Origin of the sequence: Jannaschia seosinensis (genome assembly GCF_001408515.1) — a bacterium.
In the GTDB taxonomy this organism is placed as follows: domain Bacteria; phylum Pseudomonadota; class Alphaproteobacteria; order Rhodobacterales; family Rhodobacteraceae; genus Jannaschia; species Jannaschia seosinensis.
In genome coordinates this window covers 33327-45937 of sequence record NZ_CYPR01000240.1, presented here as the reverse complement: position 1 = coordinate 45937, position 12611 = coordinate 33327, and the positions used below count along the sequence as shown (strand labels likewise).

Sequence of the window (12611 nt, the reverse complement as noted above, 5' to 3'; positions counted from 1 at the left end):
CTTGAGAGACAGGCTCTGTTGCGCGGATCGGCTATAGGATTTTTTTATCTTTCCAGCGCTCGCCTTCAGAGATAGTGTCCCAGCGGTTGGCGTAGGAGGCCGCGGGCGAAGCCCTTGGCGTAGCGTAGCGCGCGGCCGGGTGTGACGCTGGTGGTCGCCGTCGATCTTCGAGAAGGTTCGGGTTGCGAGACTCGAAACCAAGAACGGAGACGACGATGACCGACGACAGAATGGCGCTGCTTGAGCTGGTTGAAAAGGAGGCCGATGGCGATCTCGTGCGCGAGATGCTGGCTTTCGCGGCCAGGCGGATCATGGAAGCGGAGATTGAGACCAGAACTGGCGTAGCAAAGGGCGTGCGTTCGCCGTCGCGTGAGGTTCAGCGAAATGGATACCGCGAGCGGGACTGGGACACCCGCGCCGGACGGATATCGCTGGAGATCCCGAAGCTGAGGAAGGGAAGCTACTTGCCGAGCTTTCTTGAACCGCGTCGGACAGCCGAAAAAGCACTCGTGGCTGTGATCCAGGAGGCTTACGTGCAAGGCATCTCGACGCGCTCGGTGGACGACCTGGTGAAGGCCATGGGCGCTGGCGGCATGTCGAAGAGCCAGGTCAGCCGGCTCTGCGGTGAGATCGATGAGCGGGTGAACGCGTTCCTGTCGCGGCCGCTGGAGGGCGAGTGGCCCTACCTTTGGCTCGATGCCACGTACCTGAAGGTGCGTGACGGCGGGCGCATTGTCAGCCGCGCCGCGATAGTGGCCATTGCGGTGAACGAGGACGGCAAACGTGAGGTGCTGGGCGTGGCCACCGGCCCTTCCGAGGCCGAGACGTTCTGGACCGGCTTTCTCCGCTCGCTGGCCGATCGCGGCCTGCGGGGCGTGAAGCTGGTCGTTGCCGACGATCACAAGGGGCTGCGGGCGGCTGCGCGTCGGGTGTTCGACGCGCCCCACCAGCGCTGCCGCGTTCACTGGATGCGCAATGCGCTTGCCCATGCCCCGGCCAAGCAGCGTACGGCGGTGGCGGCGATGCTGAAGACGATCTTCGCGCAGGAGACAAAGGCCGAGGCCGAAGCCCAGTGGGAAGTGGTCGCGGATGCGCTTCGCGAGAAGCAGGAAAAGCTCGGCGTGTTCATGGACGCCTCCCGCGACGACGTCCTGGCCTACATGGACTTCCCGCGCGAGCATTGGACCCAGATCGCATCCACGAACCCAATCGAGCGAGTAAACCGCGAGATCAAGCGGCGCGCCGATGTCATCGGGATCTTTCCAAACGACGAAGCCATTGTTCGCCTGGTCGGCGCTCTGATGCTCGAGACAAACGACGAATGGACAGTCGCCCGGCGGTACATGTCGCTTGAAAGCTTCGCGCGCGTCACCGACAATGCAGACGTCAGATTGCCCACCGTGGCCACCTGATCAGCTTCGGACCTCTCCGAAGGTCGGCGCTCCTACACCACGCAATGGGGCACTATCTGGCTCATGAGCGCTTCGCCAGACCTGTCTCCCCTTTCCTCACAACCGCAGCTTGGCTCATGCAGACGCAGACGTCGTCTTCGTCTTGGCTGTGCGTCGCTGCTTCTTACCAGAATGTGACGCTGGGCCGCAAAACCCGTACCAAACCTGCGAAACGCCCCGGGCGGCAAAGCGAGAGGCGCGATGGCCGTGACAAGTGGCAGCCCAGCCCGGGCACCGAAATTGGACGCAGCGCGCCGGATGCGCCAAGTCCCGTGCGCGTCGCGATCGGCTACATCTTCGGCGGAGGGTCCGCATCGGGAGGCATGCTCCCGTTCGGCCCCCCGACAAAGGCGACCGCTTGAAATGCGCTTACCGCGCCGCTGTCTCAAGAATCGCCCCTGCGTCGCTCGCCAGCTTTCGCGGCCGCTACGGAAACAAAGTCCCTTCGCCGTCGGTCTCCCTCCGCCTCACGAGGCTTGTGACGCAAGCAGCTGTAAGCTGCCGCAGCTCGCTGCCTGGCGCCTTCATGACCCTTGGAAACGGAGACCGACGCAAGCTCCCGTCGCCACGGCGCAAGGGGGCGACTCGCTGACAAAGTTAAAGCACCTGCGCCCGCCCCAGCCTTTCTCACTCAACCGATTGCATGCCCGGCACCGCCGCCAGGCGCTTAGATCACAGCCTTTACCGAAGCGCGCCCGGACTCCTGCGGTAGAAATTCCAGCGAGATGGGGAAGGGCATTGCCCAACAGCAGGAGTGAGGACGACAGCAGCCGTCACCCGCTAGAAACGTGCGCTGCCGCAGAAGCTAGTTCGGCCCATAATACTGAATGGTGGAAAAAGCGTGAGCAGAAGGCGCAGACTGCGTGGCATGGGAGAGCCCCTTTGCGTCGGAAGTAAGCGCATTCAGTCGTTAAGAACGTCCAAATCTCCCCCGCTCACCCCATCCGCCTGATCAGACCGCAGAAGCAGTGTGGGGCGCCAATTTCAGCCAAGACCAATAGACGCAAAGACGTTAATAACGCTCGCCACCGCCGTCGAGGATGAAATCTTCCGTAGCCTGAGCCAACTCCACCGGCCAGAAGCGGCTCATCGTGTGTGCCACGCCGAGAACAAGAGCGAGCCTCCCACTCGGAGCTGCTTGCGCAAGACGCTCCGCCCAAGCTTCGGAGACCAGTTTGTCGTCAGCTCCGCGAACGATGAGCACCGGGACCTCGACCCGCCGCAGAACCTTGTCGATCGGGTAGCGACGGTAGTGATTGAAGGTGTCGTAAACGCGTCGAAACCCCGCGGCACGATATTCGGCAGCAAGCAATTTCATATCGGTCGGCTCCTGGCGTCCATTCTGCCACCATAGATAGACCAGCTTCATCGCCCCCCGGTCCGCAGGCGCTGCGGCAGGCCCCTGCAGCACGAGCTTCGCCACCAGTTCTGGATGACGCGCGGCGCAGGCCACCGCCACCTGACATCCGAATGAGGTTCCGACCAGAACGGCACGCGGGATTCCCCGCGCCGCGAGGTAGGCGGCGATAAAATCGCCCAAGCCATCCACATCCAGCGCCCGCGTGGGACCGGCACTTCGGCCGAAACCGGGTTGATCGGGAATCTCGACCGGAAAGCTTCGGGCGAGTTCGCGGCCGCTTGGCGCGACGAAAAAACTCGACACCCCTTGGCCGTGGATCAGGACGACGGGCAACCGCTCCGCATCCGGGCCGGGGGAAGTCCGCGCGAATGTGCGGTACCCGTTGACGTCAAGCGTCCGCTCGACCAGGGCGGGAGCTTGGCTGGCCGGGCTCATGGTGAACGCCCTGCCCCGGCGCCGTCAGACCGGATCACGTCAAACCGCAGATGATCCGCATGTCCGATTGCGGCCTCGAAACGCTCCAGTGCGAGCGGAGGCGGCATCGGGATGTGCGGTTCGAGCGACTTCAATTCCTTGTGGTAGCGGCGCAAACCCGCGAGGTCGCTGGGATAGACGTCTTCCTCCACGCCGATAAACCGACCGGTGACGCGCGCCTCGTTCAGAATCGATCGCCAACTTTCGATCGACCCTTGCCCGATTGCCGGCGTTCCGTTCGGGAACAGCATCATCGCGATCTCTTCGAACGAGCCCGACCGCGCGATGTAGTCGCGGATTTTCGGCTGCGACGACGCGATGTTGAACACCATCCAGAACGGAACCGACGCCGTGCGCAGGGTCCAGTAAGGGTCCTGCAGAATGAACGACGGGACCAGCAGCCGCCGCGGCGTGATGCCGTTCGCGCGGTAATGCTCCTGGAAAAGATCGGCCACGACCGGACTTGGATCCTCCGGTTCGCCAAAGCTCAGCCGGGCCTGCCGGAGGCCCTTCTCCTTCGCGACCGCGTCCAGGTCCCGGTCAAGCTCTGGCTCATAGCCCCATTCCGCCTCGGCACCTTCGTAATTCGGTGCGGGAGGTGTCCACCGCTGTCGGTCCTTGCCGAGGTCCCGAAAATAGTTCCGGACCCTCTCGCCACCCTCGAAGTAATCCTCCCACGAAGCTCCGCCCACCGCACCGAACTGGAAAAAGTAACGGTCGGAGAGCTTGGTTAGCGGCCACGTCTGCTCGCAATTGACGACATACACGGTCCCGCCCGGCTCGAGGTTTTCGTCGATGAAGGTGCGGTAGGCTTTGGGTAATCTGCGGTGCTTGAGCCGAAAATAGCTCACTAAGGGGGTCATGCGGCGATCCTGATTGGGGTCGTGCATGTGGTGAACGGAAATCCCTGGGTTGGCCTTGAGCAGCGTCTCGGCGACCGAATGCCCCGCCTGCATCGCGGCGACGGCGTCGTCGGGGTCCTGCGGGCGCTTTTGCACCAGTGTCAGGAACGTCTGCGGCAGCCACGGAATGCCCATGGCCGCGCATGCATGCGCCAGCGCACCGTTCGAGGAGCCGATCATCACGGCCGGATAGCGGCGCTTCGGATAGAGATCCGTGACCCACTGCGCGATATCCTCGGCATCGACGCTGTCGACGCGCCGCGGCGAGATCGCTTCGGATGGACCGCCCGCCGCAAACGCCGCTTGCCGCAACCGCCGCGGCAGCCGGTTCGCGAGAGGCGCAAGCCGCGCCACCAGGCCCGATTGCCCCAGCGCCGGAAATCCCCTGCCCTTCAGGGAATGGGCCAGCCCATCCGCCAAGCCGCTCGTCGAGTCGAATAACGCGATGCCGGGGGGTGGGGTGCGGGTCATTCAATCTCCTTGCTCACCGACGAACGGGCGAAGCAGAGGTTGGTTCCCCCTTCCCGTCCCGACCCTGGAGCAGACCCGGCGAGGCGCGTGAAAGTCTCCGAATGTGCGGGTTTGATCCCGACGGATTGCGCTTCTCCAACGACGACCGACGCCGCCTGCCATCCGCCTGTGGTGAGACGCGCTACCCGTTCAGCCCGCTAGCCCGTTTCTGACAAGGCCCGCGCCGTCTCCGGGCGACGTCCCGGCACGGTCGAACATAACTCACTCCGTCGGCGCCTCGAATACGAACAGGACGTCGCCCTGCGCCACATTCGGCGCCTTCGTACCTTCGGGAGAATACAGCACCAGAGAATCGTCGGACCGCACGAGAATGAGCGGGACCACCGTCTCGGATGCGTAGCCATCTTCAGGTAGCTGATCGGAGTCGATCTCGATCGGCACGACCCTCCAGCCCTTCTCGAAGCGCTCCTCGAATTGCCGGTAATTCAGCGTCTCGTCGGCCCAGATCTTGCCGCGCAGATCACGGCTCAGGCCCCGGCTTTCGTCGAGGAGCCGCCCGTCGCCGGCGGCGAGTTGCAGCACACGTTCGCGTCCTATTTCAGGGCTCAGGCTTGCGCAGACGAGCGCGTTGTAGATCTCGTCGGGCGTCGCCGCGAGAACGTAGTCATGCGCCCGTTCCCGCAGCGCCTCCTCGCCCTTCTCGGCCAGAACCTCGGCCCGAAGGACATCGATACCGTCTTTCTTCGCATCCTCCAAAGCCTCGGCATACGTATCGGCAAGCGTGACCGGCACGCCGTTGTTGTGAAGCTGCTGCGCAAGGTTCGTTGTCCACGGGCTTGCGCCGACGATCAGAATGCTGGGCCGGCGCGTCGCCACAAGGTCCAGCCGACGCGCGAGCGGCCGCAGCGAAAAACCGTGAAGCAGCACCGTCGCCGCGATGACCGAGAAGACGGCCGGCTGGAGCAACACAACGGAAGGGTAAACCTCCGGATCGAGCTTGATCGCGGCCAAACCGGCGACCGCGGCGGCGACGATCCCCCTGGGGCCGATCCAGGAAACCAGCAAGCGCTCACGCAGAAACATGCCCGACCCGATCGTAACCAGCATTATCGTGACCGGCCGGACGATGAAGACGATCGCCGCCGTCACCGCGAGCAGCGGCAGGGACAGGCGGGTCAGCACCTCGACCTCCAGATCCGAGGCCAGAACGATGAAGAGCGCCGAGACGATGATGACGACGAGCGCCTCCTTCATCCGCGTCAGGTCGCCCATTCCGGCCACGTTCATGTTGGCGAGCAGCACGCCGAAGACGGTGACCGCCACGAGCCCGGATTCGTGAAGCATGATGTTGGCGAAAGGATGGATCGTCAGCACCAGAGTCAGGATCATGGGCGATTTCAGGAACTCGGGTACCAGATCCTTCCGGAAGGAATACCAGACCAGATAGGCCGCACCGACCCCCAGCGCGACCCCGATGACGAGGCCGAAGATCAACGTCCCCCAGAAGTCCGCGACCTCTGCGCCCGCATGCTGTCGAAGCACGAGGATCTCGAGGGTGACCGCCGCCACCATCGCGCCGACCGGATCGTTGACGATTCCCTCCCACTTCAGGAACGCGGCCGGTCGTGGCTTGAGACGCGCCTGCCGAAGGAGCGGGAGGATGACGGTCGGCCCGGTGACGATCAGGATGCTTCCGAACAGGATGGCGATGCCAAAGCTCATGTCGGTGATCAGAAATCCGGCCAGCGCCCCGAGCCCGAGGCTCAGCGGAACGGCCGCCAGTGTTAGCCGGAGCACCCCCGAGCCCGTTTCGCGCAACTCCTTGTAATTAAGTGCCATACCGCCCTCGAAGAGCACGACTGCCACCGCCAGGCTCACCAATGGCTGAAGCGTGTCGCCGAAGACGGCGCTCGGATCGATGAGACCGAACCCCGGCCCCACGCCGAGGCCAAGAACAAGGAGCAGGACGATGGCGGGGATATTGACGCGCCACGCGATCCACTGTGAGGCGAAGCCCCCGAATATCACGCATAGGACAGCGATCGCCGTGGCGAATTCCATCTGATCTCCTCAAAGGCGCGGTATGCGCGGGTGCGAACGATAGAGCCGCCGGCTTTGATGTCTGCCGCCAGACTTGTCAAAGGGCCCGACTGTAGGCCACGCGGAACAACGTTTCGGCATGTCCAGGCACAGGGCCCAAGACCGAACTGGGCCAGTAGATCACGGAGGCAACGACAAATGCCGCTGCGTCGGCCGGTGGTGACCCGACTGCCGTTCCATGTTCCGGCGCAAGGCGGAACGCGCGTCCGCCAAATCCGCCAGCAGGCAAGAAACTGTCCCTGATTGCAGAGTATCCACTAGCCGCAGCGGGACATATGTTCCAGATGCCCGTCGAATTCGCACACACGGAGAAAACCATGTTCCGCAGCTTTGCACTCGCCGCGACCGTCACCGTCGGCAGCGTCGCAGGCGCCCAGGCGCAGGACACCGAAATCCTGAACGTGTCCTACGACATCGCCCGTGAACTTTACGCCGAGATCAATCCTGCCTTCACCAGCCAATGGGACGGCGAAGGCGACCTCACGATCAACCAGAGCCATGCCGGATCGTCCAAGCAGGCGCGCGCTATCCTGCAGGGCCTCCAGGCCGACCTCGTGACGTTCAACCAGGTTCTCGACGTCGAGATTCTGGCCGATGCCGGCTTCGTCGCCGAGGATTGGCAGGATCAGTTTCCCAACAACGCCTCGCCCTACTACTCGCTGCCCGCCTTCATGGTGCGCGAAGGCAACCCGCAGAACATCGACGGCTGGGACGACCTTGTGCGCGAAGATGTCAGCGTGATCTTCCCCAATCCCAAGACCTCGGGCAACGCGCGCTACACCTACCTCGCGGCCTGGGCCTGGGCGATGGACGAGTTCGACGGCGACGAGGAGCGTGTCCGCCAATACATGAACGCCCTTCTCGACAACGTGGAGGTGTTCGACACGGGCGGCCGTGGCGCCACGACCACTTTCGTTGAGCGTGGCATCGGCGATGTCCTCGTCACGTTCGAGGCCGAGGCGCTGAACATCTCGGAGCAGACCGAGGGATACGCGGCCGTTGTGCCCGACCGTTCGCTGCTGGCCGAGTTTCCCGTCGCCGTGGTGGAGCGCGTGGCCGAAAGCCGCGGCACCCAGGATGTCGCGCGCGACTACCTGAACTTCCTCTACACCACCGAAGGCCAGGAAATCCTGGTCTCCTTCAACAACCGCGTCCATGACGAGACCGTGGTCGAGGCGAATGTCGACCGATTCCCCGAAGTGGGGCTTTTCACCGTGGAGGAGCAATTCGGCTCCTGGGCCGAGGCGCAGGAGACGCATTTCGGCTCCGGCGGCACGTTGGATCAGCTTCTGCGGAATTGATCGCCTGACCCTCACGCCGACCCGCCGCGTCTCCCGATCCGGGGGCGCGGCGATTTTCCGTTTGCCCCCTTCCGGAGCCGCCCGCCCACATGCCGATCCTGCAGACCACGATGGACGCCCTCCGGCGGCGGCGCCGGTCCCCGCTTCCGGGTCTGGGGCTGACGCTGGGCGTGACGATGACATTCGTGACGCTGATCATCCTGTTGCCGCTGTCAGGCCTCGCGTGGCAGTTCGCGCAGCTCGACCTGTCCGACTACCTCTTCGTCATGCGCGACCCCCGCACCCTCGCCGCGCTTCGGGTCACGATTTCCGCGGCGCTGCTGGCGACCGTGTTCAACGGAGCGTTCGGCCTGCTGCTGGCTTGGGTGCTGGTGCGCTACCGCTTTCCCGGACGTGCCTTTCTGGATGCGCTCGTCGACCTGCCCTTTGCGCTGCCGACCTCGGTGGCGGGCATCGCGCTCGTCGCCCTCTACGCGCGCGACGGATGGATCGGCGGCCTTCTCGAACCTCTCGACTGGCAGGTGGCCTATACGTGGTGGGGCATCGTCATCGCCATGGCCTTCACCTCGATCCCCTTCGCCGTGCGCGCCATCCAGCCCCTGATCGAGGAACTCGACAGACGGGAGGAGGACGCCGCCACCACGCTCGGCGCCTCGCCTTGGCAGACCTTCCAGCGCATCACCCTTCCGCAGCTTTCGCCCGGCATCCTGACCGGAACGGGGCTCAGCTTCGTGCGCAGCCTCGGTGAGTTCGGTGCCGTGATCTTCATCGCGGGCAACCTGCCCTACGAGACCGAGGTCGCCTCCCTGCTCATCGTGATCCGCCTCGACGAATTCGACTATCCCGCCGCCTCCGCTATTGCCGGTACGATGCTGGCGCTGTCGCTGGTCCTGCTGGTGGCGATCAATGTCGCGCAGACGCGGCTTTACCGCAGGCTGGAGGGCGGCGCATGAACCGCCCAATCCTGATCGGCCTCGCCGTGCTATTGTCACTGATCGTGATCATTTTGCCGGTGGCCGCGATCTTCACGCGCGCCTTCGCCGAAGGCGTCTCCGTCTGGGCGCAGGCGGTGACCGAGCCGGAGACGCTCGCCGCGATCCGCCTGACGATCCTGACCGCGCTGATCGTCCTGCCCGTGAACATCGTCTTCGGTCTCTGCGCCGCTTGGGCGATCGCGCGGTTCCGCTTTCCCGGCCGCCGCGCGCTTCTGGTGGTGATCGAGATCCCGTTCGCGATCTCGCCGATCGTGGCGGGCCTGTGCTTCCTGCTGATTTACGGTGCCTACGGCCCGGTCGGCAGCGCGCTGCAACCCTACGGCATCCAGCTCATGTTCAACCTGACCGGCATCGTTCTGGTCTCGCTCTTCGTCACCTGCCCCTTCGTGGTGCGCGAGGTGCTCCCGGTCCTGTCCGTCGCTGGCGAAGACGAGGAGCGTGCGGCCCTGACTCTCGGTGCGAATGGCTGGCAGATTTTCCGCTTGGTGACCTTTCCCAACATCACTTGGGCGCTGGTCTACGGCGCCATCCTCGCCACCGCGCGTGCCATCGGCGAATTCGGCGCGGTCAGCGTGGTCTCAGGCGCGATCCGGGGCCAGACGATGACGCTGCCTCTCCAGATCGAGCTTCTCTACAACGACTACAACACGACGGGCGCGTTCGCAGCCGCGACCGTCCTCGCGCTTCTGGCCCTGCTGACACTCGTGCTGCGGGCCCTCATCTCCATCACCCATCCCGCCACGGGGGCAAAGCCATGAGCCTCGAGATCGACCGGATCACGAAGACCTTCGACGGCGCCGCCGTTCTCAGGGACGTCTCGCTGAACGTCCGCGACGGCGAGTTCCTCGCCCTGCTGGGCCCGTCCGGCTCCGGCAAGACGACGCTTCTGAACCTGATCGCTGGCCTGACGCAGCCCGACGGCGGCAAGCTGCTGCTGGATGGCACCGACATCACCCACAAACCCGCCGGCGCGCGCCGTTTCGGCATGGTGTTCCAAAGCTATGCCCTCTTCCGGCACATGAGCGTCGCCGACAATATCGCCTTCGGCCTCAGGATCATGCGCGGCAGAGATCGTCCATCGAAGGCCGAGCGCCGCACCCGGGTGTGCGAGTTGCTCGACCTGATCGAGATGCCGGAACTCGCCGACCGATACCCCGCGCAGCTTTCCGGCGGCCAGCAGCAGCGCGTCGCGATGGCGCGTGCGCTGGCCATTTCCCCCCGGCTCCTCCTCCTGGACGAACCCTTTTCCGCCCTCGACGCGCAGGTCAGGCGCAGCCTGCGCGGCTCCGTTCGCGATCTGCAGCGGAAGGTGGGCGTGACCGCACTCCTCGTCACCCACGACCAATCCGAAGCCTTCGAAATTGCGGATCGCGTCGCCGTCATGAATGGCGGCCTGATCGAACAGGTCGGCACCCGGGAGGAGCTGCAACAAAACCCGGCAAGCGACTTCGTCCGGCAATTCATCGCCGCGGGCTAGCCGCGCACGGGGCCGGGCCGTGGCGGCCCCGAGGTCGATGATGCGGCGATGATGTACAAACCCCGCGGGATCGGCGATGAACCCGAAACACGAGGGATCGAACGAAAACCGCCGCCGCGCGTTTCCTCCGTCGAGTTTTCTGGAGCAGGATGAAAATGCGCGGAGCGAACACCGAAGACGACACCGAGGCGTCGCCGCCTCCCGCGTGCATCCTGCTCAATCCCGGATCGGGCAAGCGCAACGGCAATCCCCGTGCGCAGATCGAGGCAGCGATGGCGCGTTATCCCGGCCGCTTCGTCCTGCGCGAGATCTCCAAGGGCCGCGACATCTCGGCCGAAGCGGATCGCGCGGCCGTGGAATACGACACGATCGTCGCCGCCGGCGGCGACGGCACCATCGGCGCAATTGCCGAAGCGGCCTTGCGTCATGGCTGCACCTTGGGGATCCTGCCCCGCGGAACGTTCAATTTCTTCGCCCGCGGCCTGAACCTGCCCGAGGAGATCGACGAAGGCATCGACCTTATCGCCACCGGACAAACGCGAGAGATCAGCGTGGGCGAGGTCAACGACCGCCTCTTTCTCAACAATGCGAGCCTCGGCCTCTATCCCGCGATCCTGACGCAGCGTGAAGGCACCTACCGTCGTTGGGGCCGATCGCGGCTGGCGGCCCACTGGTCGGTGATCGCAACCTTCACCCGCTTCCACCGGCCCCTGTCGCTGGTCGTATCGGTCGATGGGCGCGTGGTCCGCAAGAAGACGCCCCTCGCCTTCGTCGCGCGGAGCGCCTACCAGCTCGACCTCTTCGGCCTGAAGGGCAGCGACGATGTCCGCGCCGAACGTTTCGCGCTTTTCCTCGCACCGGATTCGTCCCGCTGGGGGCTGTTCCGGATGGCCATCCGCCTCGCCTGGGGGTCGATGAAGGAGGGCCGCGATTTCGAGTATTTCACCGGAGAGGTCATCGATATCGAAACCCAGAGCAGACGCCGCGTGGTGGCCCGCGACGGTGAGCGGGAAAAGATGTCCTCCCCCTTCCGCTTCCGGGTCCTGTCCAAGGCGCTCCGCGTGATCGCACCGCCGGAGGGCACCTGATGCGGCGTGTCCTCCACATCTCCGATCTCCACTTCGGGCGCGACCGTCCGGACCTGCTCCGCCCGCTGATCCGAACGATCAACGGCCTCGCCCCCGATCTGGTGGCGATCTCCGGCGACTTCACCCAGCGGGCCCGTCTGGGTCAGTACCGCGCCGCACGCGCGTTCCTGGCCCAGTTGCAGCCACCGGTTCTCTCCGTCCCGGGCAACCACGACACACCGCTGGACAACCTGTTCATCCGCTTCCTGTACCCTTGGGCGCGATATCGGAAATACATCCATCCCGAACTTGAGCCATCCTGGGAGGATGAGGAGGTCGCGGTGGTTGGGATCAATACCGTCAACCGCTGGTCATGGCAGCGCGGGCGCATCGGGCGCCACACAATACGCCGGGTCTGCAACGGGTTCACGGACGACGAACCCGCGCGGACGCAGATCGCGATGCTGCACCATCCGCTGGAACATGGCTCCGACGTCGAGAAGCGTCTGATGCGCGGCGCGGACCGCGCGCTGACGCGTCTCGGCGAATGCGGTGCCGATGTTGTCCTGTCCGGACACCTGCACACGTGGCACGCCCGCCCCTTTGCGACACAGGCCGGCGTTCTTTTCGTTCAGGCCGGGACGGGCCTGTCCACCCGGCTTCGGGGGCAGCCCAACGATTTCAACCTTCTGTCGATCGAGGACGGAAAGGTGAAGGTGGAACAATGGATCGCGGGCGAAGGCCAGATCGAGTTCGCCCCCGGCCAATCCGCCGATTTCGAGAAGATCGACGGCGCGTGGCAGGCGACGTCCTGAAGCTTCACGCGATGTTCGACCCCAACACGCAGGAAGTTGTGCCGAGGATCCGAATACCCAGACGCGCCTCCAAACGACAGAGCCTGCTATGGAGTAGCCCGTCCGTCACGCGTCATCCTCTTCCCGCAAATGACATCTCAGTCTGAACAAACGTGACGGAAATCGCCACCGCGAAACACCCCGTGCTCTGGACATTTT

Annotated in this window: 10 protein-coding genes; 7 read left to right on the top strand and 3 right to left on the bottom strand. The window is 64.6% G+C overall.

Annotation, left to right across the window (positions count from 1 at the left end; all coding sequences use genetic code 11):
- Window positions 1-215 precede the first annotated feature (215 nt).
- Window positions 216-1412, top strand: coding sequence for an IS256 family transposase (locus JSE7799_RS18360; RefSeq protein ID WP_055664908.1), 1197 nt, complete (start codon window positions 216-218; stop codon window positions 1410-1412).
- Window positions 1413-2463: 1051 nt separating this feature from the next.
- Here JSE7799_RS18360 and JSE7799_RS18355 read toward each other — a convergent pair.
- The 3 genes from JSE7799_RS18355 to JSE7799_RS18345 form a co-directional block, all read right to left on the bottom strand.
- A complete protein-coding gene (locus JSE7799_RS18355; RefSeq protein ID WP_055664907.1) occupies window positions 2464-3246 on the bottom strand; it encodes an alpha/beta fold hydrolase in 783 nt (260 codons plus the stop codon).
- Entirely contained in the window at window positions 3243-4658 is a 1416-nt protein-coding gene (locus JSE7799_RS18350) for a hypothetical protein (protein WP_055664906.1), read from the bottom strand. The genes JSE7799_RS18355 and JSE7799_RS18350 overlap by 4 nt, the downstream gene beginning before the upstream one ends.
- A gap of 261 nt (window positions 4659-4919) precedes the next feature.
- On the bottom strand, window positions 4920-6719 hold the full coding sequence (locus tag JSE7799_RS18345) for a cation:proton antiporter (protein WP_055664905.1): 1800 nt from the start codon (window positions 6717-6719) through the stop codon (window positions 4920-4922).
- Window positions 6720-7075: 356 nt separating this feature from the next.
- Here JSE7799_RS18345 and cysP point away from each other — a divergent pair, with 356 nt between their 5' ends.
- From cysP to JSE7799_RS18315, 6 genes are all read left to right on the top strand, one after another.
- Window positions 7076-8059, top strand: coding sequence for a thiosulfate ABC transporter substrate-binding protein CysP (gene cysP, locus JSE7799_RS18340; RefSeq protein WP_186202004.1), 984 nt, complete (start codon window positions 7076-7078; stop codon window positions 8057-8059).
- A gap of 89 nt (window positions 8060-8148) precedes the next feature.
- On the top strand, window positions 8149-9012 hold the full coding sequence (gene cysT / locus JSE7799_RS18335) for a sulfate ABC transporter permease subunit CysT (RefSeq protein WP_370736669.1): 864 nt from the start codon (window positions 8149-8151) through the stop codon (window positions 9010-9012).
- Entirely contained in the window at window positions 9009-9812 is an 804-nt protein-coding gene (cysW, locus tag JSE7799_RS18330) for a sulfate ABC transporter permease subunit CysW (protein WP_055664904.1), read from the top strand. The genes cysT and cysW overlap by 4 nt, the downstream gene beginning before the upstream one ends.
- Window positions 9809-10531: an ABC transporter ATP-binding protein gene (locus tag JSE7799_RS18325; protein WP_055664903.1), complete on the top strand. Its 723-nt coding sequence runs from the start codon at window positions 9809-9811 to the stop codon at window positions 10529-10531. The genes cysW and JSE7799_RS18325 overlap by 4 nt, the downstream gene beginning before the upstream one ends.
- 155 nt (window positions 10532-10686) lie before the next feature.
- On the top strand, window positions 10687-11619 hold the full coding sequence (locus tag JSE7799_RS18320; protein ID WP_055664902.1) for a diacylglycerol/lipid kinase family protein: 933 nt from the start codon (window positions 10687-10689) through the stop codon (window positions 11617-11619).
- Window positions 11619-12413 carry a metallophosphoesterase family protein gene (locus JSE7799_RS18315; protein WP_055664901.1) on the top strand — a complete coding sequence of 265 codons (795 nt, stop codon included), beginning with the start codon at window positions 11619-11621 and terminating at the stop codon, window positions 12411-12413. The genes JSE7799_RS18320 and JSE7799_RS18315 overlap by 1 nt, the downstream gene beginning before the upstream one ends.
- The last annotated feature ends 198 nt before the right edge of the window (window positions 12414-12611 follow it).

What these genes read in the sequence shown, in the direction of transcription:
- JSE7799_RS18345 (WP_055664905.1), bottom strand. Translation starts at nt 6,719, where the DNA reads ATGGAATTCGCCACGGCGATCGCTGTCCTATGCGTGATATTCGGGGGC.
- JSE7799_RS18315 (WP_055664901.1), top strand. Translation starts at nt 11,619, where the DNA reads ATGCGGCGTGTCCTCCACATCTCCGATCTCCACTTCGGGCGCGACCGT.
- cysT (WP_370736669.1), top strand. Translation starts at nt 8,149, where the DNA reads ATGCCGATCCTGCAGACCACGATGGACGCCCTCCGGCGGCGGCGCCGG.
- cysW (WP_055664904.1), top strand. Translation starts at nt 9,009, where the DNA reads ATGAACCGCCCAATCCTGATCGGCCTCGCCGTGCTATTGTCACTGATC.
- JSE7799_RS18350 (WP_055664906.1), bottom strand. Translation starts at nt 4,658, where the DNA reads ATGACCCGCACCCCACCCCCCGGCATCGCGTTATTCGACTCGACGAGC.
- cysP (WP_186202004.1), top strand. Translation starts at nt 7,076, where the DNA reads ATGTTCCGCAGCTTTGCACTCGCCGCGACCGTCACCGTCGGCAGCGTC.
- JSE7799_RS18325 (WP_055664903.1), top strand. Translation starts at nt 9,809, where the DNA reads ATGAGCCTCGAGATCGACCGGATCACGAAGACCTTCGACGGCGCCGCC.
- JSE7799_RS18355 (WP_055664907.1), bottom strand. Translation starts at nt 3,246, where the DNA reads ATGAGCCCGGCCAGCCAAGCTCCCGCCCTGGTCGAGCGGACGCTTGAC.
- JSE7799_RS18360 (WP_055664908.1), top strand. Translation starts at nt 216, where the DNA reads ATGACCGACGACAGAATGGCGCTGCTTGAGCTGGTTGAAAAGGAGGCC.
- JSE7799_RS18320 (WP_055664902.1), top strand. Translation starts at nt 10,687, where the DNA reads ATGCGCGGAGCGAACACCGAAGACGACACCGAGGCGTCGCCGCCTCCC.